At 54.5% G+C, this 20,847-nt stretch carries 14 protein-coding genes; 7 read left to right on the top strand and 7 right to left on the bottom strand.

Annotated features, from left to right (window positions below; genetic code table 11):
* Nucleotides 1-5: 5 nt before the first annotated feature.
* The gene (locus F4Y39_18810) at nucleotides 6-1,148 is read left to right on the top strand and encodes an MFS transporter (GenBank protein ID MYC15781.1); all 1,143 of its coding nucleotides are present in this window, start codon (nucleotides 6-8) and stop codon (nucleotides 1,146-1,148) included.
* Here F4Y39_18810 and F4Y39_18805 read toward each other — a convergent pair whose 3' ends face one another.
* Nucleotides 1,149-2,672: a sulfatase-like hydrolase/transferase gene (locus tag F4Y39_18805; GenBank protein ID MYC15780.1), complete on the bottom strand. Its 1,524-nt coding sequence runs from the start codon at nucleotides 2,670-2,672 to the stop codon at nucleotides 1,149-1,151. It abuts the gene before it with no gap.
* Between the two features lie 104 nt (nucleotides 2,673-2,776).
* Between F4Y39_18805 and F4Y39_18800 the strand changes: the two genes are divergently transcribed.
* On the top strand, nucleotides 2,777-4,120 hold the full coding sequence (locus tag F4Y39_18800; GenBank protein ID MYC15779.1) for a DUF1015 domain-containing protein: 1,344 nt from the start codon (nucleotides 2,777-2,779) through the stop codon (nucleotides 4,118-4,120).
* 40 nt (nucleotides 4,121-4,160) lie between these two features.
* Nucleotides 4,161-5,402, top strand: coding sequence for a geranylgeranyl reductase family protein (locus F4Y39_18795; protein MYC15778.1), 1,242 nt, complete (start codon nucleotides 4,161-4,163; stop codon nucleotides 5,400-5,402).
* A 25-nt stretch (nucleotides 5,403-5,427) separates the two neighbouring features.
* Here the strand turns inward: F4Y39_18795 and F4Y39_18790 are convergent, their stop codons facing one another.
* From F4Y39_18790 to F4Y39_18765, 6 genes are all read right to left on the bottom strand, one after another.
* Complete coding sequence (locus tag F4Y39_18790; GenBank protein ID MYC15777.1) at nucleotides 5,428-6,933, bottom strand: glycine hydroxymethyltransferase; 1,506 nt, start codon at nucleotides 6,931-6,933, stop codon at nucleotides 5,428-5,430.
* A gap of 192 nt (nucleotides 6,934-7,125) precedes the next feature.
* Nucleotides 7,126-8,553: an oligosaccharide flippase family protein gene (locus F4Y39_18785; protein ID MYC15776.1), complete on the bottom strand. Its 1,428-nt coding sequence runs from the start codon at nucleotides 8,551-8,553 to the stop codon at nucleotides 7,126-7,128.
* Nucleotides 8,554-8,563: 10 nt separating this feature from the next.
* Nucleotides 8,564-11,008, bottom strand: coding sequence for a primosomal protein N' (priA, locus tag F4Y39_18780; GenBank protein ID MYC15775.1), 2,445 nt, complete (start codon nucleotides 11,006-11,008; stop codon nucleotides 8,564-8,566).
* A gap of 5 nt (nucleotides 11,009-11,013) precedes the next feature.
* The gene (locus tag F4Y39_18775) at nucleotides 11,014-11,991 is read right to left on the bottom strand and encodes a hypothetical protein (protein ID MYC15774.1); all 978 of its coding nucleotides are present in this window, start codon (nucleotides 11,989-11,991) and stop codon (nucleotides 11,014-11,016) included.
* A 26-nt stretch (nucleotides 11,992-12,017) separates the two neighbouring features.
* Nucleotides 12,018-12,632, bottom strand: coding sequence for a septum formation protein Maf (maf, locus tag F4Y39_18770; protein ID MYC15773.1), 615 nt, complete (start codon nucleotides 12,630-12,632; stop codon nucleotides 12,018-12,020).
* Nucleotides 12,629-13,072 (bottom strand): D-tyrosyl-tRNA(Tyr) deacylase, encoded by a 444-nt coding sequence (locus F4Y39_18765; protein ID MYC15772.1) that lies wholly within the window; start codon nucleotides 13,070-13,072, stop codon nucleotides 12,629-12,631. Before F4Y39_18765 ends, maf begins: the two co-directional genes overlap by 4 nt.
* Nucleotides 13,073-13,349: 277 nt before the next feature.
* On the opposite strand from F4Y39_18765, the gene F4Y39_18760 reads away from it, so the two are divergent.
* The 4 genes from F4Y39_18760 to F4Y39_18745 form a co-directional block, all read left to right on the top strand.
* Entirely contained in the window at nucleotides 13,350-14,546 is a 1,197-nt protein-coding gene (locus F4Y39_18760; protein ID MYC15771.1) for an efflux RND transporter periplasmic adaptor subunit, read from the top strand.
* On the top strand, nucleotides 14,543-17,725 hold the full coding sequence (locus tag F4Y39_18755) for an efflux RND transporter permease subunit (GenBank protein ID MYC15770.1): 3,183 nt from the start codon (nucleotides 14,543-14,545) through the stop codon (nucleotides 17,723-17,725). Before F4Y39_18760 ends, F4Y39_18755 begins: the two co-directional genes overlap by 4 nt.
* Before the next feature lie 174 nt (nucleotides 17,726-17,899).
* On the top strand, nucleotides 17,900-19,933 hold the full coding sequence (locus F4Y39_18750; GenBank protein MYC15769.1) for a cytochrome P450: 2,034 nt from the start codon (nucleotides 17,900-17,902) through the stop codon (nucleotides 19,931-19,933).
* 40 nt (nucleotides 19,934-19,973) lie between these two features.
* Nucleotides 19,974-20,847, top strand: an 874-nt coding sequence (locus tag F4Y39_18745; GenBank protein ID MYC15768.1) for a methyltransferase domain-containing protein, incomplete at its 3' end; no start/stop codon positions are given.

Raw genomic sequence — 20,847 nt, 5'->3', positions numbered from 1 at the left:
TGCCTATGAAAACCGAACTCACCAGACTCGATTTGGCCTGCTGGGGCGGGTTTATGATGTTTGCCACCAGCGGTGTTGTCACCCCAATATGCCTGCCCGAAATATCCAGCGCCCTGTCCATTTCCCTCTCTGAAAGCGGCGGCCTGGAAACCGCGCGAACATGTCTTTTGCTCGTCGTCTTAATCCTGTCAGGCATCCTCGCGCGCAAATGGGGCAAAAAACATTTTGTGACCTGGGGGCAATATCTCCTCGCCATCGGCCTTCTCATGATCAGCTATGCCGACAGCTATCCCATGCTCATCCTGTCCCTCATGGTCACCGGCATTGGCGGTGGATTCACCGAAGCCCTCATCAATCCCCTGATCATCGACATTCACCCCAAAGACTCGGGCAAATACCTCAACATCACCAACGCCTTTTACCCCGTCGGCGTCATGGTCTCCGCGCTCCTCTTTGGCGAACTCTTGACCCTCGGATATTCCTGGCGGCTCGTATTTCGCATTGCTGCAGCGGGCGCACTTTTCATGGGCATCTCGTTCCACCTATCGCGCTTTCCCCTACCGGTAGCAGATCAACAATCATCCAAACGCCTGATTGCACAAATCCTCAAAACACCCAAATTTTGGCTCTTTGCCATCGCCATATTTTTAGGAGCAGGTGTCGAAGCAGCATTCACATTCTGGAGCCGCAGCTATGTGGAAACCTACCTCCGGGACATGCCCCGCGCCGGAGCAATCGCAGTCGTCGTCTTTGCGATCACAATGGCACTGGGCCGCTTGCTTTCCGCAAAATTGTCCCAGATGATCAGCCTGAAAACCCTGATGCTCGGTTCCGCTATCCTCGGTGTCGTCGTCAGCAGCGGCATTCCCTTCTCCGAAAATCTGATCGGATTTTACATCCTGCTCCTTCTCGCCGGATTTGCAACCGCCTGCTTCTGGCCCACCATACTCGCCGAAGCCGCAGAACACCTGTCCTTTGATACCACCCTGCTCTTTGTCGTACTCGCCTGCTTTGGCATTGCCGGATTTGGCATCGTCCCCTGGATCATGGGTGTTATCGGTGACACCGCCAGCCTGAAAGCGGGTTTCTCTATTATTCCCGGTCTCTTTATCGGTCTGATCATCGTACTCGCCTTCACAAGGCGTTAATCACTCCGGCGGCCAAACCGTCTCCTTTGTATATGCCTCTTTCAGATCGCGCCAATACCGCCTGCCCTTGTGAACCAGATTTGTCGGCGCAAACCGCTTGTTCAAACTCTTCTCGTGACTCGACCGCCCCGTATCGGTCCGATATTGCAACGTGAACCGCATCAATTGTGCGAGCAAATCAAAACGCACATCTGCATATTCTGGATCAGCCCAAACATTTTCGATCTCACCCGGATCATTGCGGTGATCGTACAACTCGCCCTCATCCAGGCTCCCGTAAAATACCAGCCGAAAATCGCGCGTGCGAATCGCCGACACCTTGCCCCCGGGATTGCCCCAATCCCATTCGCAAAACGCCGCGTTTTTCCCATCTGCCCTGCCATTCACAACCGGAATCAAATCGCGCCCATCGCGCCCATCGGGAATGGGAATATCGCAAAGACGACACAGCGTGGGATACCAATCGACTGATTCGACAATCTCATCACACTTCACGCCCGATGGACCACCCGGATAGCGCAACACAAAAGGAATGCGGTGAATCGAGTCGTAAATCCCAAAATTCTTGTGAAACAACCCGTGATCACCCGCAAAATCCCCGTGATCCGCGCAATACAACACCACGGTATTCTCCAACTCCCCCACCTCGTCCAGATAATCCAGCACCCGCCCAATCTCGGAATCAATCGCCGTAATCAGCGCGTAATAACTCGCCAAACAGCGCTTCAAGCGATCGGGATTTGGATCGGCCAGTGGATACCCACACCCATCGGCCAACCGCTCTTGCATAAATTCGGGCTTGCCGGCAAAGCGATGTTCAAAATAATCAACCGCACTATCGGGCAACACCATCTCATTGGGATCGTACATATCAAAATGCTCTGCCGCAGGCGCAATCGGTGCGTGAGGCCTTTGAAAACTCATGTGCAAAAAAAACGGCCGCTCATCGTCTCGCTCCTTCAAAAACGCCAGCGACTCATTGCCCGTATAATGCTCAATCGAATGCTGATATGGCAGTTTGGCCGGCGCACTGCCATCCATTGTATATTCCTGCCCGGGTCTGGCCGAGCCTTCTTCGTAAAAATCCGACAATCCCAGATCTTCCAGATACTTAAAATAGTGCGTCTCGGTTGGATCCAAATGCGTCGCATCGCACAAATCCGTATATCGGATACGCTCAAAACCATCTTCATCCCAGCGTCGAACCATGTGCGCCTTGCCAATCACAGCCGTTTGATACCCATATCTCCGAAACTGACACGCCAGCGTATTGGGATTCGCCTCGGGAATCTCCGAATGATCATTGCCAAACATCCGATGTGTGTGACAATACTGCCCGGTCATAAAACAGATCCGAGATGGCGAACAAATCGGATTATTGCAAAAAGCTCGTGTAAACACCACCCCCTCATCCGCAATGCGATCCATATTGGGCGTCCTGACATTTGGATGCGCTGCAAATCCTGTGCAATTGGCATTGTGCTGATCTGACATCAGCCACAAAACATTGGGTCTTCGCGCCATAAATTTCTCCTTTCGCAGTGTATGTGTTTGCAGACTATGAGATAAAGCATTAAATTGTTCCCGTTGAATCAGAATGCATTGATCTTTTGCAGAGGAAAAACACCATGTTTTTTGACAACATCGCGCTCGGCGTACCCAAAATTTTGCTCCCAAATCCCGAAATCGACTTAAGAAAATGGGCAGTCATCGCCTGTGACCAGTATGTACACGACATATCGTATTGGGAAGAAGTCAAAAGCATTGTGGGAGACACGCCATCAACCCTGGACCTCATCTATCCCGAAGTCTATCTCTACGACGATGAACACAAAGAACGCATTGCCCGCGTACACAACAACATGAAACGCTTTGTCACCGATGGCATTTTTCGCGACGAAATTGAGGGCTTTTTGCTCGTCGATCGCGTTTTGCCTTCTGGAAAATCGCGCAAAGGACTCGTCGTCACCCTCGACCTCGAGCATTACGACAGCCGCAACCAGTCCAAAACCCTCATCCGCACAACCGAGGGCACCTATCCCAAAAACCTCGAAGCGCGTTTTGAAGTTCGGGGCAACGCCTCTCTCGAATCACCCCATATTTTAGTACTCATTGACGACCCGAAAAAAGAAATTATCGAACCCCTCTTTGACGAAGGCCATCCCAAGATCGTCGATTTCGAACTCATGATGAACGGAGGACAACTTAAGTATCACTTAATCGACGTCCAGAAAGACATTGCGCGCATTGCCCAAAAACTCGCCAAACGCATTGAACCCGATTACATCTATCAGAAGTACGGCGTCGAAAACGAAACACTCCTCTACGCCATGGGTGATGGCAACCACTCATTTGCCGCCGCGCAAAAAGCGTGGGAAAAAACCAAATCAACACGCAACAACAGATCAGCACGACATCCGGCCAGACACGCCATGGTCGAATTGATCAACCTGCACGACGATGCGATAGATATAGAGCCTATCCACAGACTGATCACCCGCATTGATCCAAAGACCACATGCAACACCCTCGTCGCCCTGCTCAACACATCGGGCACCCGGACGCGTCTGGAAAAAGTTTCATCGCCCGACGCGCAACATCAGCGCACTGCAGCCCTATCATCCGCATCCACCCACTGCCTCCCCTATCGCGCGGCAGGCGACCTGGGCATACTCGTAATTGAAAACCCATCTCAGAGAACCATACCCGAAACAATGGAAGCCGCGCTCGACCTGTTCACGCGAGAAAATACCGAAGCCGAAGTCGGATTTATCCACGGCGAAGACGTAATCGACGACCTGGGCAACAAACCAGACGCGCTCGGTTTTTACATGCCTCCCATTTCAAAAGACAGCGTATTCGAATCTATTGTCCGCTACGGCGCCTACCCTCGAAAATCCATATCCATCGGCCACGCTGACGAAAAACGTTACTATATGGAATGCCGAAGCCTTGTCCATACTAAACGATAATATATGATGATTTCAATTGCAATTCAGATGTGGGAGATATATGACTGAGATATACGACATGATCATTGTTGGCGCGGGGCCAGCAGGCGCGACAGCGGCGTTATATGCCCATCGTGCGGGACTCAATGTCTGTCTGGTAGATAAGGCGCGATTTCCGCGGGATAAAATCTGTGGCGACGCGCTATCGGGCAAAGTCGTGTCAATTTTACACGAACTCGACTTATTCGACAAGGTTGCGCGATTGCCTGGCGCAACCATTCGAGAAGTCGTATTTGGCAGCCCGAATCACGTGGATGCGCGTGTGGATTTGCGGCGGTATGATCACCGGGATCAGGCCACGGGTAAAGTACTGCCAATGGAAGGGTTTGTGATCCGGCGCGAGGTACTGGATAATTTTCTCTTTGAAGAAGCAAAAAAGGTTGCGAACACCTGTTATGAGGGATTTGCCGTTAAAGACCTGATACGAGAAAACGAGCAAATTGTGGGTGTGCGCGGCGTGGTGGATGGCAGAGAACGCGAAATACATGGTCGCGTCGTGCTCGGCTGTGATGGTTTTAATTCAATGGTCGCGCGCAAAGCGGGATTGTACGCCCATGAATCCGTGCACTGGGTCGTAGCAATTCGCTGCTATTACGAAAATGTGGCGGAATTGGGGAATCAAATCGAGTTGCATTTTGTAGATGAAGTCTTGCCGGGCTATTTCTGGATTTTCCCACTGGAAAATGGGACGGCAAATGTGGGCATTGGCATGCGTCACGATGTATTGAAAAAGCGACGTGTGGATTTGAAAGTAGCACTAAACGAAGTAATCAGTCGCTCGCCTTATGCCCACCGATTCAAAAATGCGCGTCCAACAGAAGACCCAGTGGGATGGAATCTACCAGTGGGAAGCACCCGTCGAAAAAGTTATGGAAATGGCGTATTGCTTTTGGGCGATGCCGCGGGATTGATCGACCCCTTTACGGGTGAGGGAATTGGCAATGCACTATATTCCGCGCGTTTTGCCGTAGATGCCGTGCAGGAAGCCATTGCCGCAAACAATTATTCAGCGGCTTTTTTGAAGCGATATGAAGACCGATTATGGGATGCAATAGGCGATGAATTGGCGACCAGCACGCGGATGCAAAAATTGGGACAATGGCGTCCCCTCCTCAATTTTACAATCCACAAAGCCGCACACAACGACAAAGTGCGCGATCTAATCTGCGGCATGATGGCCAATGCCGTCCCCAAAAAACAACTCACCAATCCCCTGTTTTATTTGAAGCTATTGTTTAGTTGAACGAGTTTTTCCCTACTGACAGCGTCTAACCAAACGCCTTTTGCAAATACGCCAGATCGAGTTCGGGATAAACCGGGAACCGATCGAGAAGATTGGCGATCCTCTGTTGGGCGTCTTCGAGCACACCATCCTGTACTCTGTATTGGACCTTACTAAACTGGCCCGCGCTTCTGCCCTTCGTGAACTTCAATGGCCGTGCATGGGTGAGCACATTGCCCATAATCGCGCCGATTTCTCTCATCTCTTCCGCCCCCATACCAAGCGTCGTAAGCGCCGGAGTGCCCACCCTCAGACCACTGGTGTACCATGGACCATTGGGATCAAAGGGAATGGTATTTCTATTCAGCGTAATCCCGGCATCGCGGAGCAGGGTTTCCGCCTGGCGCCCCGTAAGATTAAAGGGGGTAACGTCGATTCGAAGTAGGTGATTATCAGTACCCCCTGTGAGAACCGCGAGACCCGCGTCTATACATGCCTGTGCGAGCACCTGGGCATTATCGACAATTCTTGCAGCATACGCTTGAAACTCGGGCGTACTCGCTTCCTGAAACGCGACAGCTTTGGCCGCCATCACATGAGGCAGTGGACCGCCGAGCACCATTGGGCAGCCCTTATCGACCTGTTCGGCAAATTCTTCCGTACACAAAACCATACCCCCTCTGGGACCGCGCAGGGTTTTGTGTGTGGTTGTCGAAACGACATGGGCATGGGCAACCGGATCAAAATCACCCGCAAAAACTTTACCGGCCACCAATCCGGAAAAATGCGCCATATCCACCATAAAAACAGCCCCCACTTCATCGGCGATTTCCCGGAAAATGCGGAAATTAATTTTGCGCGGATATGCACTATAACCCGCTAAAAGAATCAAAGGTTTGACCGCTCTGGCCTGATCTCGGACTTCATCGTAGTCAATCAGGCCAGATTCTTTATTTACGGAGTACTCATGCGCCTCAAACATACGCCCGGACACATTGATGCGATAGCCGTGCGTGAGATGCCCCCCAGATGAAAGATCCAGTCCCAGGAGCTTTTGATTGCCCAATTGTTTGCGAAGCGCGTCCCATGCTTCAGCCGAGAGATCAAACGGCGATTTTTCCCCTATTTTTTCGAGTGCGACATCTTGAACACGCCCCGAAAGAATCGCCCAAAAAGCGACCATATTGGCATCTGCGCCCGAATGGGGTTGAACATAAGCGTGATCCGCGCCAAAGAGATCGCACGCCAGTTTTGCAGCCTGGCTTTCGATCGCATCTACATTGTCGCAACCGGCGTAAAAGCGGTGATCGGGTATCCCCTCCGCGTATTTATCAGTCAGCAAATTGCCCATCGCCAGTTGCGTGGGCAAAGAACAATAATTTTCACTCGCAATCATCTTGAGATTTGCACGCTGGTCGGCCAACTCGCCCACGATATTTTTCGCCACATCGGGCGATATGGAGGCGACCTGTTCCAGCGCGGCCAAATAGGCGACAAATCCGGGATTTGGGATAGGATTTTGCGACAGATAGTCGGCAAGAGGGCTGGACATGGATATTCTCCTCGTATTTGGCCCGATACAAAAATAGCCCGGGCTGTGTGTAAATTTTCATAAGCCCAGGCGATCGGCTATCGGATAAAGAGCACTGCGCTTCCCCGTGGTCAATTCCACGTTCATTCGCCAGTCACGCAGACCCTTGTCAAAAATCAATATACAGAATTGCAGACCAAAGTCAACGGTTTGTTAGGGCATAAAAAAACGCCATCCCCACAAAATGAGGGGATATCCCGCAACAAAAATTACACGCGCAATAACACCCTCTATTGACGTATCGTGGAGATGAGGTGATAAAACGACAAAAACCACCGCCCCCGCAACACATATTTTCCCTAAACGTCCGTACTCGTAGGGAACCGGATAAAACCGACGCACAATTAGAAAAAGCAAAACCGCCATCAAAACATGCGCGATAAGCGTACTATAAGCAGCGGCAATAAATCCAATTTTGGGCAAAAGAAAAATATTGATAGCGATATTCACACACGCACCCGTTCCCACAATAAACGGCAGGGATCCCGCGCGACCTTCGGCATATACACCCGCGGTGAGAATGATATAAAGACCGTGAAAGAAAAATGCCAGCCCCACCAGGGGCACAACCCGTATGCCTTCGAGATAAGTCTCCGCATTGTCACCGGCAATCAGAACAATAATTTCGCGTGCAAAAGTGGCTAAAATCAGACAGCCCAAAATGCCGAACAGCGTGAAATACGTAGTGACACGCGCACACATCTGCCGCGTATCTTCCTCTGTATTTTCATCTTCGGTTTCGTCGAGCACGGCAGGTGCCCAGGCCGAGCGAAACGCTTTAACCACAAAAAAGATGGGCAGACCGAGTTTATAGGTAATACCGTAAATACCCAGATCGTCGAGATCCAAAAAAAATCGGATCAAAAAGCGATCAGACAGACTAATGATAAGAAAGGAAAAAGCTGAGGGTACAAAGGGCAGGCCAAAACGCAGAAGTTCGCGCAACGCACGCATATCAAAAGTGGGACGAATTAACCGCAGGCCAATGGGAAACATGACAATAAGTGCAAAGAGAGAACTGATGAGATTGGCTTCAAAAACTGCGATTGGCCCCTGTCCGAGAATTGCGATAAAATAAGCGGTAAGACCGAGTTGTAGCGAGTGTTGAATCACCCGCACAATCGCATAGTGAAAGGATCTCTGACGAGCGCGACAAAGTGTGAAAAGGGGTTCTGACAGCGCGTCCAAAAGGACAACGGCGGCAATAAGTTCGAAAATCGCACTATAATCCGAACTGCCCAAAAGATGATGCGCGAGACTCCCGGCATTGGTCCAGACCAGACTCGACAGAATAACACCTGTGGCGAACAGTGCCCAAAATGCGGAGCTAAATGCGGCGCGATGTTTGCCGAGATCGGTCTTGCCAGATAAGAGACGGATCAGCGCGGGATTGAGACCGAGGGAATAAAAAACCGCGCTAAATCCGATAAATGCAAATGCCAGAGACAAAATGCCATTATCCGCAGGCGTGAGATGTCTGGCATAGATGGGCACGAGCAAAATGGACACTGCGCGACCGAGCAGGTCGCCCATGCCATAGACCGCCGTGTGTTGCGCGAGAGATTTGATTCGAGAGAACATAATTCACCGCTCAAAGCATCGACATCGGATCGACATTGATCGCCAGAGTCACACCGCGAGATCGGCGTTTATTAGGAGCAAATTGCGCGGCGGCATTGCGGGCGGCGGCATTGAGATGGCTGTGCGAATCGGACTTGAGCAAAACCTGCCAGCGATAGGTGCTCTGGATACGTGCGAGAGGAGCCTGTACAGGACCCAGAATTTCAACATCGGGGGGTGTTTGTTCGCGCAAAGCCTGAGCGATTATGCCAGCCGCGCGTGCGACTTCGTGTTCATCTTTGCCCTTAAAGAGCAAAAGCACCACGCGTCCAAAGGGCGGGTAACCCAGACTTTGACGCGCACTGAGTTCGCGCTGTGCAAAAGCTTCAAAATCGTGGCACTGTGCGCATTGCACGGCCTCGCCATCGGGCATATAAGTTTGAATAACGACTTCCCCCGGAATCTCGCCTCGTCCGGCGCGCCCACTGACCTGAGTCAGCAATTGGAATGTGCGTTCGCTGGCGCGAAAATCCGGCAAATGGATACTCGTATCCGCAGAAATAACGCCGACGAGTGTCACACCGGGAAAATCGAGCCCCTTGGCGATCATCTGCGTACCGAGCAAAATATCGGCCTCGCCTCGGGAAAAGCGACTGAGTATGCGGTCATGCGCGCCCTTGCGGCGCGTGGTATCCACATCCATTCGCAAAACGCGCACACCGGGAAATTGCGCTTCGAGGGTCTCTTCAACGCGCTGTGTCCCCACGCCCAGCAAATGAAAATTGCTGCTGTTACACGACGGACACGCCGAGGGGGATGGCTCAATATAACCGCAATAATGACAGAGCATCAGGCGTCGGGTCGCGTGATAAGTCAGGGTAACCTGACAGTGATCGCACTGGAAACTTTCCCCACAGTCGGCGCATTGAACCGCAGGCGCGTACCCGCGCCGGTTTTGAAGCAAAATGGTGCGTTCGCCCTTTTCAATGCGTTCGCGCATCTTTTCCCGAAGCGGGCGAGAAAACAAACTGCCACCTTCGTGCCGCATATCCACGAGTGTGACAGTGGGCAATGGACGATTGTCGATGCGCTCTGGCAATATTAAAGTGCTGAATTTTCCCGTCTGTGCATTGTGATGCGACTCGAGAGAAGGGGTTGCCGAGCCCAGAACAATGGGCAGATTTTGCAGATGGGCGCGCATCACAGCGACATCCCGCGCATTGTAACGAGGTGCGGGATCGTCTTGTTTGTAAGAACCATCGTGTTCTTCGTCGATGATGATAAGGCCCAGATTTTCGACAGGTGCAAAAATAGCTGAGCGCGCACCAATAACAACGGCGCGTTTTCCCCTGCGAACCTCGCGCCAGGCATCGTAGCGTTCACCAGGGGACAATGCACTGTGCAAAACCGCGACGCGATCGCCAAAATGGGCGCGAAAGCGACGGACGGTCTGCGGCGTCAGAGTGATTTCCGGCACCAGAACAATCGCGCCTTTTCCCGATGCGAGTGCGTGTGCAACCGCCCGAATATAAACCAGTGTTTTTCCGCTACCCGTCACCCCGCGCAAAAGGTGAACCTGAAAGGCGTTTTCATCAATGCTTTGTCCAATCGCCTGGATAGCCCGCGCTTGATGGGGCGTGAGCGTTACATCCTCTGGCGGAGGAAGATCGGTGTCGGCATAAGGGTCGCGCACTACTTCGCGATTAATAAAACAGATCAAATTGCGCTTGGCCATTTCTCTCAGTACGCCCGATGAAATCCCTTCTGCGGACAGCTGTGCGGTCAACAGGGGGCGATTTGCCGAACGCAGAAGGCGAATACACTGCGCCTGGCGGGGTGCGCGTTTTTCCAGTGTGGGCAATTCCAGGTCAAACCAGCGCGAATCATCGGGCACAAGTGCCACTGCACGCTGGGTCTTGGTTTTTACTTTAGGTGCTGACATCTTTTGAAACGCGACCAGAACACCCCGCCTCAAAAGGCCGTATATCGCGGGCTGTACGCCCTGTTTTCCAAGTCGTTTTTGAAGTTGTCGCATCGATGCCGAACCGAGTTCGCCCAATACAGTGACGACCTCGCGCTGACGCGGCGAAAGCAGGCGACTGATCGCGTCGTCAAAGTTTTTTTCAAGGGCAAAATGCTGCCCACTATCCAGGTGAATACCCGATGGAAGAGCCGCAGAGATGACCTCCGAGAGACTGCACAGATAATACCAGGCCATCCACTTGCACAATTCGAGCATCGACGGTGTCACAAGAGGATGTGAATCCAGGATTTGGGCAATGGTCTTGACGCGATTGGAGGGCAGATCGCACGTTTCGCAAAAGCCGACGACAATACCCGTAACCCAGCGTTCTCCAAAAGGGACAAGGACGCGGTAGCCCGTTTGGAGATCGTTCTGGAGATCGTCGGGAATGCGGTAGGTAAATGTATCGAGGGATGTGCCCAGGGGAACGATTTGTGCGAAAGGGTGCGCCATAAAAACTATCGGCCTATCTGTGGGCCAGAGGGCGTGTCGCCGAGTTCTTCGACTTTGATGAGGGTGCGAAAAATAGTCAGGCGAAGACCGCGATCGGGTGGGCTGACAACTTCGAGAGGCTGGTCCTGCAGTGAAAGCGAAATCGAGCTGGCTCGTTGTATCTCCACTTGAAAGCGGTCATGTGCCAGCCAGCGTTGCTGCCGTCCTACAGGAAGCACTCCTGCAAAAACCCCGCGGTCATCAGCAGTAACGGATAGATGCGCGTTTTCTCTTGCAACGCCGGAAAGAATCATGATTTCTCCTTCGGCAATGACGCCGTGAATAGGCAAATTATATGTGCTGAGCACAACAGGTGCGGGTTGAGAGGCTGGCGTCTCTGCCACAATACCCGTAGTCTGGGCAGATGGCATCATCTGGTTTTCCGATAGGGATGGCATAACGGACTGTGTGCTGTCTCGCAGTTGCATCTCCTGTCCGGATCTCGCGCTATCCTGCATTCCAGGCGACATCTCCTCTTCGGAAATGCTTATTTGTTCGGTTGAGATAACTGATTCCGTGCTATCTGGTATTGGAAGAGGTGGTGTGGTTGTATCGAGGGGGGCTGTGAGCGGTGCTTCTTCACGCGAGTTGAGAAAGAGGATCACCACTGCAATCACCGCGAATGCGAGCAACGAGATAAATATTGCGCTGCGATTTATCCCGCGTTCTGGAGAGGGTAGTGCTGTGGCCCGCTCACGCGGCAGTACAACGCTTCTATCAAAGAGAATAAGGATGTCCCGAACATTGAGATTGAGTGCTTGTGCATAAGTTTTGAGAAATAAACGCGCATAAGCTACGGGCAATAAATCGAATTGGCCCGCTTCAAGCACCTTGATAAACTCGGGATTGATCCGCGTGTGTTCGTAAATATCGCCGATACTCAGACCCAGATTCTCGCGCTGCGTTTTGAGTAACTCAGCAATTTCTTGTTTTTGATCTGACATGGATAGTTGTATTTTTCGTTGTATTTTTAAATGTCTATCGCATCACTATTTTCGGGTATGATCGTCCAAAGCGATTGCCCGACCAGACGATGATAAAGGCTCCAAAAGCACGCAAGCGGCAAGCCCACCACATTGTAGAAGCAACCAGATATAGATTGAATAAATGCAGATGCACGCCCCTGCGCGCCATAAGCACCGGCTTTGTCCATAGAATCCCCAGTGGCGACATAGCGTGCGATATCCTCCGATGATAGCACGCGCATGGTGACGTAGGTAGTAGCAACTTCTGTGAGAGTCAGTCCGGTTTCCGTATCTGTGAGAGTCAACCCTGTATAGACCTGATGGGTTTTTCCCGAAAGTCGTGCCAGCATGTCTTCGGCGTGTTTAGCGTCATTCGGTTTCCCGAAAATTGCATCTTCCAATACCACAACTGTATCGGCTCCCAAAACGAGCGCGTGGTCAAAACGATGGACAACCGCCTTTGTTTTCCGCTGTGCGATTTCCCGCACGTGTTCGGCAGGTGACAAGATGGTATCCAGAGCCTCATTGACATTGCTCGGCGCGATCTCAAACGGAATATCCAACAAGCGCAATAAACTCGCACGCCTGGGTGAGGCAGAAGCGAGAATCAGTTTCTTCATATCTCTGAGTCAATCATCAATGTAACGGGACCAGTGTTGTGAATTTCGACCTGCATATATGCGCCAAAAACGCCGGTTTCAGTGTAAATGCCAAAGGTGCGGAGGCGCTGGACAAATTGCTCGTATATGGAGTTGGCAATATCTGGCGGAGCTGCCCGATTAAAACTCGGGCGGCGACCTTTGCGGGTATCGGCGTGCAGGGTAAATTGCGAAACTACCAGCGCCTGCCCGCCTGTGTCGAGCAAGGATCTGTTCATTTTGCCCTGATCGTCTTCAAAAATTCTCAAATTTACACATTTCTCGGCAACATATTCCATATCTGAAAGACCATCGGTATCGCTAATACCCAGCAAAATCAAAAGACCGCGGTCAATTTGACCAACGACCTGTTCTTCAACGCGAACCGTTGCCCTGCATACCCGCTGAATCAATGCCCGCACACTACCCTCCAATGCTAAAAACGCCTATACCATTTATAACCTATTTGCGGCATGTGTGCAAGGTGAAAGATTAGGAAAGTCGGAGGCTGAGGACTGGTTTTCCCAGCCTCTAATAGGAACAAAATAAGCCAAACGGCTTGTATTTTATGAGAGATATTCGTATTTTTGGACAGGATTCTCGACGAAAATGGTAGTTCACGGGATCACCTGATCCATCCCGATTCTACTCGCAGGGCGACTGATGATTCCCATCAGCCTGAACTGAAAGAGAAAAGAGATGAACCGAGGAAAAAGCTTACTCCTGGCCAGTGCCATCCTTCTCATATCCACGATTGTTGCCTACCTTATGGTCTGGCTGAGACCCGAGCCAGAAATCCGACCTCTTACTTCCCGGGCACCATTCGCAGTCACGGCTTCCGCGGTGGTCGGCACCGGTGCAATTCCCGTGTACGGGGCCGGGACGGTTCGACCTGTTGCAAAGATAGATGTCGCTGCCGAAATCAATGGTAAGGTTGTTTGGGTAGATCCGGCCTTTCAGAGTGGCGGACGAGTCCGAAAAGGGCAGATACTCTTCCGCATTGATGACGCCGACTACCGCAACAGAGTTCAGCAAGCCCGCGCCAACGTGGCCGCGCAGCATGTCGCACTCCTCCGGGCGAATGAAGAAGCCCAGATCGCACGCGCTGAGTACGCGCAGTTCAGACGTGACCAAACGGATATAGCCAAAGCCAATCCCCTTGCGCTGTGGGAGCCTCAACTCGAGGCAGCCCGCGCCTCGGTGGCCAGAGATAGTGCTGTGCTCGCCGATGCCGAGTTGGCTTTGGCACGCACAAAAGTCCGCGCGCCTTTCAGAGGCGTCGTGCAGACAGAATCGATAGATGTGGGGCAGTTCGTGGTAGCCGGTCAGAGCGTGGGGCGACTTTACGCGACCGACGCAGTAGAGGTGGTAGTTCCCCTCTCCGATGCCAATGCGGCCCTTATTCCCGGCCTTTGGAGGCTGGAAGCGGGCGACGGAGATAGGCAGGTCAAGGCTCGTGTCATAGCTGAATACGGCGACGGGAGCTATGCCTGGGAGGGCTATGTAGATCGAGCAGAGGCATCCCTGGACGAACAGACGCGCACCATCAACGTCATCGTACGCGTCCCGAATCCTTTTACAAGCGGCACCCCAGTCGAAGGGGCAGGCGCAGATCCTGGCCCGCCCCTTCTCGTGGGCAAATTCGCAGAAGTGCGAATTGAGGGAATCATCCCAGACCAGTACTTCATCCTGCGGCGATCAGCACTCAGACCGGGCAACGAGGTCTGGGCAGTGCGCGATGACACACTATTGACCATCGTCCCGGTGCGCGTCCTTCAGCGTTCCGATGATAAGGTGTTCGTAACCGGCACGCTGAAAGCCAGCCAGGCGGTCGTCATAGGCGGGATTCAGATCGCTACTGAAGGCATGGTGGTGCGGATCGGAGGTGCCCCATGAATCGGGAAGATGGTTCCGCACGGGAACAGCGTGGTCCCATAGCTTATATGGCTGGTAACAGTATAGCCGCCAATCTATTGATGTGGGCTATTATCGCCGCCGGGCTGGTGTCGCTGACCGGACTCGACCGGGAAGCGTGGCCGACCACCCCTTTCTACCATATCGAAGTGTCGATGGCCTATCCCGGCGCCACACCGGAGGAGATCGAGGAGTCGATCGTCGTCAAGATCGAAGACCAGGTCAGCGGGGTGGATGACGTGAAGGCGGTCAAGTCCGTATCGGCCCCGGGTATGGCATCCGTACGGATTCAAATGGATTTCGGTACGGACATGGTCCAGGCGCTGAACGATATCGAGTCTGCGGTCAATCGCATACAGTCTTTCCCGGCCGGTGCCGATCGTCCCAGTTTCAGGGAGATGACCAACCGCATGAGCATGATGCGGCTCATTGTATATGGCGATGTACCTGAGCGCTCGCTGAAAGAATTGGCGTACCAGATCGAAGATGAACTCACAACACTTCCCTCCGTGTCCCAGGTCGAAGTCAGTGGTATTCGGAAATACGAGATCTCTATCGAGGTACCGCTTCATCGGCTAAGAGCACTCGGACTCACACTCACCGACATAGCCAACACCATTCGTCGCAGTTCCCTGGACTTATCTGCCGGCAGTATCAATACCCGGGAATCCCAGGTGCGGGTCCGCACCCTCGGCCAGAACTACGACCAACAGGACTTCGAGGAGATCCTCCTTCTCAGCGGTCGTGACGGCACGGTCCTGCGCCTTGGAGATATCGCCGAGGTTCGCGACGGTTTTCAGGAAGCCGACCTGATCATCCGGCACCAGAACCATCCCGGGGTATTCGTGGAGATCTACCGCGCCGATGGTGAGCAAGTGATGGATGTCGCCACGACCGTCCGACAGCACCTGGCAAACGAAGTGATCCCTTCCCTGCCGGACGGTGTGGGCGTCACCATGTGGAATGACGAATCCCAGGTCTATGAGGAACGCGCCGATCTTCTCCTCAAGAACGGGATCCTGGGCCTGTTGCTGGTGCTGATCGCACTCAGCCTGTTTCTCGAAATCCGGCTCGCGCTTTGGGTCGCCGTGGGCCTCGCCGTTTCGGGAATCGGGGCCCTCGCCATCATGATGGCATTCGACGTGGCGATCAACACCATCAGCCTGTTCTCCTTTGTCCTCGCCATAGGAATCATCGTCGACGATGCCATCGTCGTAGCCGAGTACATCCACTACGAACGCAAGCGGGGAACACCCGGGGTCACGGCCGCGATCCGCGGCGTACGGCGGATCAAGGTGCCGTTGACGTTCGCAGTTCTGACGTCGGTGGTGGCCTTCGTCCCGTTGCTGTTCATTCCCGGCGGCGTCGGTGAGGTGTGGCGGGCCCTGCCGATCATCATGATCGCCATGCTGCTGGTTTCCCTGGTCGAATCGCTGTTCGTGCTGCCCAACCACCTGTCCCACCTGCACGGCCCGGAGTGGGTGCCGGCCAATGCCTTCGACCGGTTCTTCGCGCGGCTCCAGGGGCGCGTTGACGCGCTGCTGAACAGGTTCGTCCAAGGCCCGCTGGATCGGGCCCTGCAGTTCGCCACCGACCAGCCCGCGGTGACGATGTCGGGGGCTGTGGGAATGCTCGTGCTGAGCATCTCCCTGTTGCCCGCGGGGATCGTTCCTACCACGCTGGCCGCTGACGTGGAGGGGGATATCGCGACGGTCGTCCTGGAGATGCCCGATGGGGCGACCGCTCCGAGGACGTACGAAGTGGCGCAGGAACTGGAGGCCGCAGGCCACCGGGTCATCGAACGACTCTCGCGCGGCCGGCCCGGGGATGCGCCACCGCTGCTGACCGGCGTAACGGTGACCGTCGGACAGGGCTCGAGACTCGGGGGCGGACTCAATCCGGAGCCGACCCTCAATCCGCAAGCCAACATCGCCACCATTGAGTTCAAACTCCTGGGCGCCCAACAGAGAGAAATCTCCACCGGAGAGGTCGTGCAGGCATGGCGGGAGGAGGTGGGTGTGCTGCCCTACGTACGCGGCATCACCTTCAGCGGCGAGGTCTTTGACTTGGGCAACCCGGTGGAGGCCGTGTTGTCGCATCCGGACCCGGAGCGCCTTGCCCGGATTGCAGACTCCGTGGTCGATGGTCTCCGTGGAGTGGGAGGCGTCTATGACATACGTTCGGACCACTCCCCGGGCATCCCGGAGGTTCAACTGGAGCTGCGGCCGGAAGCGCGAACCCTCGGTATCACACTCCACGACCTGGCCGGGCAGGCACGGGCGGCGTTCTTCGGCACAGAGGCCGTTCGGGTGCAGCGCGACCGGGAAGAGGTCCGGGTCTATGTGCGCCTGCCCTCCGGTGAACGAAAATCCATCACCGATGTCGAGGGGTACCTGCTCCGTACTCCGAGTGGTGCCGAGGTCCCGGTTATCAGTGTGGCCTCGCTGCACTCGGGCATGTCGCCGCCAGCCATTCGACGGAAGGACGGCCAGCGCGTCGTCACGGTCACTGCGGACGTGGATGCTTCGGTGATTTCAGGCGACGAAGCCAACGACATCCTGGCCAATTCGATCCTCGCGAATCTGACCGCCCTGCACCCGGACCTGACATACAGCTTCGGAGGGGAACAACAACAGCAGCTCGAATCCCTGGATGCGCTGTATCGCGGATTTGCGATTGCCATGCTCCTGATCTTCGCGCTGCTCGCCATCCCCCTCCGATCCTATACAAAGCCGTTCATCATCATGGCCGTCATCCCCTTCGGGTTCATCGGAGTGATCCTGGGTCACTGGGTCCTGGGAGTAGCCCTGAGTGCCGTATCTTTCATGGGTATCTTCGGCCTGAGTGGGGTGGTCGTGAACGATTCCCTGGTCATGATCGATTTCATCAATCAGGAACTCGAGGAAGGCATGCCGGCGCAAACTGCAATCATAGAGGGCGCAAAAGGGCGATTTCGCCCAATTATGCTCACTTCCGTGACTACGTTCCTCGGCTTCACTCCCCTTATTCTGGAACGTGCCATCCAAGCCCAGTTCCTGATCCCCTTTGCCGCGTCTCTCGGTTTCGGCATTCTCATTACCACTGCCATACTTATGATGATCGTTCCCGCACTTTACACCATCCATCTGCGTCTGATTTCTCTGCGCAGTAATACGAGATAGCAATCTCTCCGACCTGCGGTCGGTCTCAGCTACGTAGCAGACCAGTTCCACTGTTTCAAATGAGAATAAGACTTGCCTTCCCTTGACCAAATATTTGTATTTATTTATATTTGCCATAAGTACAGTAAGGGCAAGTGCCTTATGGTATTGAAGTAATGCAAGGAGGCCGAGGCTATGGCTAATACTACCGAGGGTTTGACGACCCAATCGCTAAGTCTCACCGAAGAGCTCATCCTGATGCTCCTCAACGAGGAGACTGGCTACTTTCACCAGGTCCCCGGCTGGCATTTGAACTGCGCCGTGGTCGGTGCCGTGCTCGCGGAGCTTTCACTCAGATCGCGCATCGACACGGACATGGAATCCCTGTTACTCGTGGACGAGACAGAAACGGGGAGACCTGCTCTAGACTCCATTCTGAAAGAAATCGCAGCCGAATCTGTTCAACGGAACGCCCAGTACTGGATCGAACGGCTCGCTCCCCGTGCGGAATCGATCATTGATTCGGTTCTGGACCGCCTGGTTGACCTGAAGATCCTGGAATATCACGACGGTGAATTCTGGACACTGGCTCCTACCGTCTGGCGTGGAGAACTGTCCAGCAAGTCGGAAGAGGGCACTGCAGGCCAGTTCATAAAAACGCGGATCAGCAGGGTCATCTTCACCGACGAGATTCCCGATCCGAGAGATGTCATCATTATCTGCCTCGTCAATACCTGCGACGTCTTTCGTTTCATATTCCAGCTCGACGACGAGGCGGAGGAGCGCATCGAGTTCATCTGCAAGATGGACCTGATCGGCCGCTCCCTCGCCTCTGCGGTCTCTCAGAACCTCGCCGGCCCAGCCCTTCGACGTCCTGCCCTTGCCAGGAAGATTCCGACGGTTTCGCTGCCCAAGCTGCTGCTGAACCCGCATAGTCGAGACGGCAACCTGAACGCGCTCTTCGGGAACCTTGCGGAGGAGTACGGTCCGGTGTTCCAGATCCGCCCTCCCTTCTCGAAGCCCATGATCTTCCTGGCCGGACTCGAGACAAACCGCTGGGTGCACAAGCGCGGGCGCATGTACCTGAGAGCCAGGGACTACTTCAGCGACTTCGAGAAGGTCTACGGCGCGTCCGGCGTCCTGCCCGCCCTAGACGGAGCCGATCACTTCCGGCTTCGCAAGTCCCTATCGCCCGCCTATTCTGCCGCGAGGCTGGGAGGACAGCTGGACCAGCTCTACAATCGGGGGCGCAAGTACATGGCGAGCTTGACGGTTGGGGACTCATACCGCGCCACGTCCATGTGCCGGGAGATGGTGAACGCCCAGCTCTCCCCACTATTCATCGGCGTCGATACCCAGGACCTCATGGACGACCTGATGGCGTACAAGGAACGGGCCCTCAGCGTGCACGTCGCCAAGCTCCTGCCCAGATTCACGCTGAACACCCCGGGCATGAGACGCCGGGCGAAAGTCTTGGACACACTGATGCAGCGGGTCCAGGACATCCATACCCCCGCCCAAAGGGCGGACAGCCCACGGGACCTGGTGGACGATTACCTCAGCCTGCACGCGAGCGACCCGCAGTTTCTCCCGGAGTCCAACCTGCTGTTCTCCTTTTCCGCGGCCTTGATTGCCAGCGTGTACCTCGGCGATACGTTTAGCCTCGTAGTCTACGCCATGGCGTCGCAGCCCGACCTCTACGCCAGAATCCAGGCCGAAGCAGATGCCCTGTTCGCCAAGGGAGACCCCGAGAGAGAGGATTTCACCCCCGCCAACATTGACGTTACCCACCGCTTCCTCATGGAGTGCATGCGCATGTACCCGATCGTCTCCATGTCCATTCGAAACGTGATGAATACGTGTGTGGTCGAGGACTACGAGCTGCCCATGGGGGAACGGATCCACATCGCCATGACCGCCACGCATTACATGAGCGAGGTCTTTCCCGACCCCTACAAGTTCGACATCGACCGCTACCTGCCGTCGCGCCATGAACACCGAAGCCCCGGGTACGCCCCGTACGGGCTGGGCACGCATAAGTGTCTCGGCACCCGGTGGATGGAGCTGCACCTGGCGGCCAACTTGCTGATGCTGGCGCACTACTTCACGATTGAGGTGTCGCCGGCGAAGTACAAGCACAAGCTCCGTTTCAGTCCGTTCCCGTCGCTGAAACCGAGCAAGAAGCTGAAGTTCCGCATCTCCCAGCAGAGACGGGAGCTGTTCACCTGACGACTTGGCTCCTTGTGGAGCCGGGGGAAAACACCACGAAATGCGGCTGTGCAAACTGTCAAGAGAGCTGAGAGATGCGTACCGGGGATCGGGCGTCGCACGTCGAGTGCAGCACTTCGACGGCTGGCTCGACCGGGCGGTGCTGGAGCCCGGTGGCGCGGGCGGGTACGATCACACGGAAACAGTGAAAGACTATTACGACCTTTGTAGCGGGTTCATGGTGTGGGGCTGGGGCCAGTCCCTGCACTTCGCGCCCCTCACGCCTCATGAGAGTCTGGAGGAGTCCAAGGTCCGGCATCAGCGGCTGATGATTTCCAAGTTGGAGCTACAACAGGGTATGACGGTGGTCGACGTTGGTTGTGGAGTCGGCGCCCCCATGCGCCGCGTCGTCCGTGAGGCTGGTGTCAGGGTTGTAGGAATCAACATCAATGAGATCCAGTTGGAAGAGGCGAAGAGGTTGAACGCCGAGGCGGGGCTTGATCACATGGTCGATTTCGAGACGTGCAGCTTCATGGACATGAGCACCATTGAGGACGACACCTTTGACCGGGGTTATGCCATAGAGTCAACGTGCCATGCACCAGACAAGCAACGCGCCTTCGGAGAGGTATTCCGCGTGCTAAAACCCGGTGCCCTGTTCTGGGGGCAGGAAATGTGCCTGACGGGCAAGTTCGATCCGAAGGACGACCGGCATCGGGCCATCAAGGAGGATCTCATGCGCGGCATTGCGCTGAAGGACATCGCCACCTTCGGGGAAGTGAATCACGCGCTCGAAGCCGCGGGATTCCAAGTCATGGAAGGGATGGACCGGGCGATCCTGGAAGGACCCTCCACTCCTTGGTATCAACCCATGGAGAGTCGCCATGGGACGGTCGGAAACGCCTTGCGCAGGCTTCCGTGGGGCCGTAAAGCGG

The organism is Gemmatimonadota bacterium (assembly GCA_009838845.1).
In the GTDB taxonomy this organism is placed as follows: domain Bacteria; phylum Latescibacterota; class UBA2968; order UBA2968; family UBA2968; genus VXRD01.
Note: the sequence above shows the minus strand (reverse complement) of the source record. Positions and strands in the feature narration are given on the sequence as shown.

Bases quoted from the DNA above. Each gene is read 5' to 3' on its own strand.
- F4Y39_18810 (MYC15781.1), top strand. From the start codon at position 6: ATGAAAACCGAACTCACCAGACTCGATTTGGCCTGCTGGGGCGGGTTT.
- F4Y39_18805 (MYC15780.1), bottom strand. From the start codon at position 2,672: ATGGCGCGAAGACCCAATGTTTTGTGGCTGATGTCAGATCAGCACAAT.
- F4Y39_18800 (MYC15779.1), top strand. From the start codon at position 2,777: ATGTTTTTTGACAACATCGCGCTCGGCGTACCCAAAATTTTGCTCCCA.
- F4Y39_18795 (MYC15778.1), top strand. From the start codon at position 4,161: ATGACTGAGATATACGACATGATCATTGTTGGCGCGGGGCCAGCAGGC.
- F4Y39_18790 (MYC15777.1), bottom strand. From the start codon at position 6,933: ATGTCCAGCCCTCTTGCCGACTATCTGTCGCAAAATCCTATCCCAAAT.
- F4Y39_18785 (MYC15776.1), bottom strand. From the start codon at position 8,553: ATGTTCTCTCGAATCAAATCTCTCGCGCAACACACGGCGGTCTATGGC.
- priA (MYC15775.1), bottom strand. From the start codon at position 11,008: ATGGCGCACCCTTTCGCACAAATCGTTCCCCTGGGCACATCCCTCGAT.
- F4Y39_18775 (MYC15774.1), bottom strand. From the start codon at position 11,991: ATGTCAGATCAAAAACAAGAAATTGCTGAGTTACTCAAAACGCAGCGC.
- maf (MYC15773.1), bottom strand. From the start codon at position 12,632: ATGAAGAAACTGATTCTCGCTTCTGCCTCACCCAGGCGTGCGAGTTTA.
- F4Y39_18760 (MYC15771.1), top strand. From the start codon at position 13,350: ATGAACCGAGGAAAAAGCTTACTCCTGGCCAGTGCCATCCTTCTCATA.
- F4Y39_18755 (MYC15770.1), top strand. From the start codon at position 14,543: ATGAATCGGGAAGATGGTTCCGCACGGGAACAGCGTGGTCCCATAGCT.
- F4Y39_18750 (MYC15769.1), top strand. From the start codon at position 17,900: ATGGCTAATACTACCGAGGGTTTGACGACCCAATCGCTAAGTCTCACC.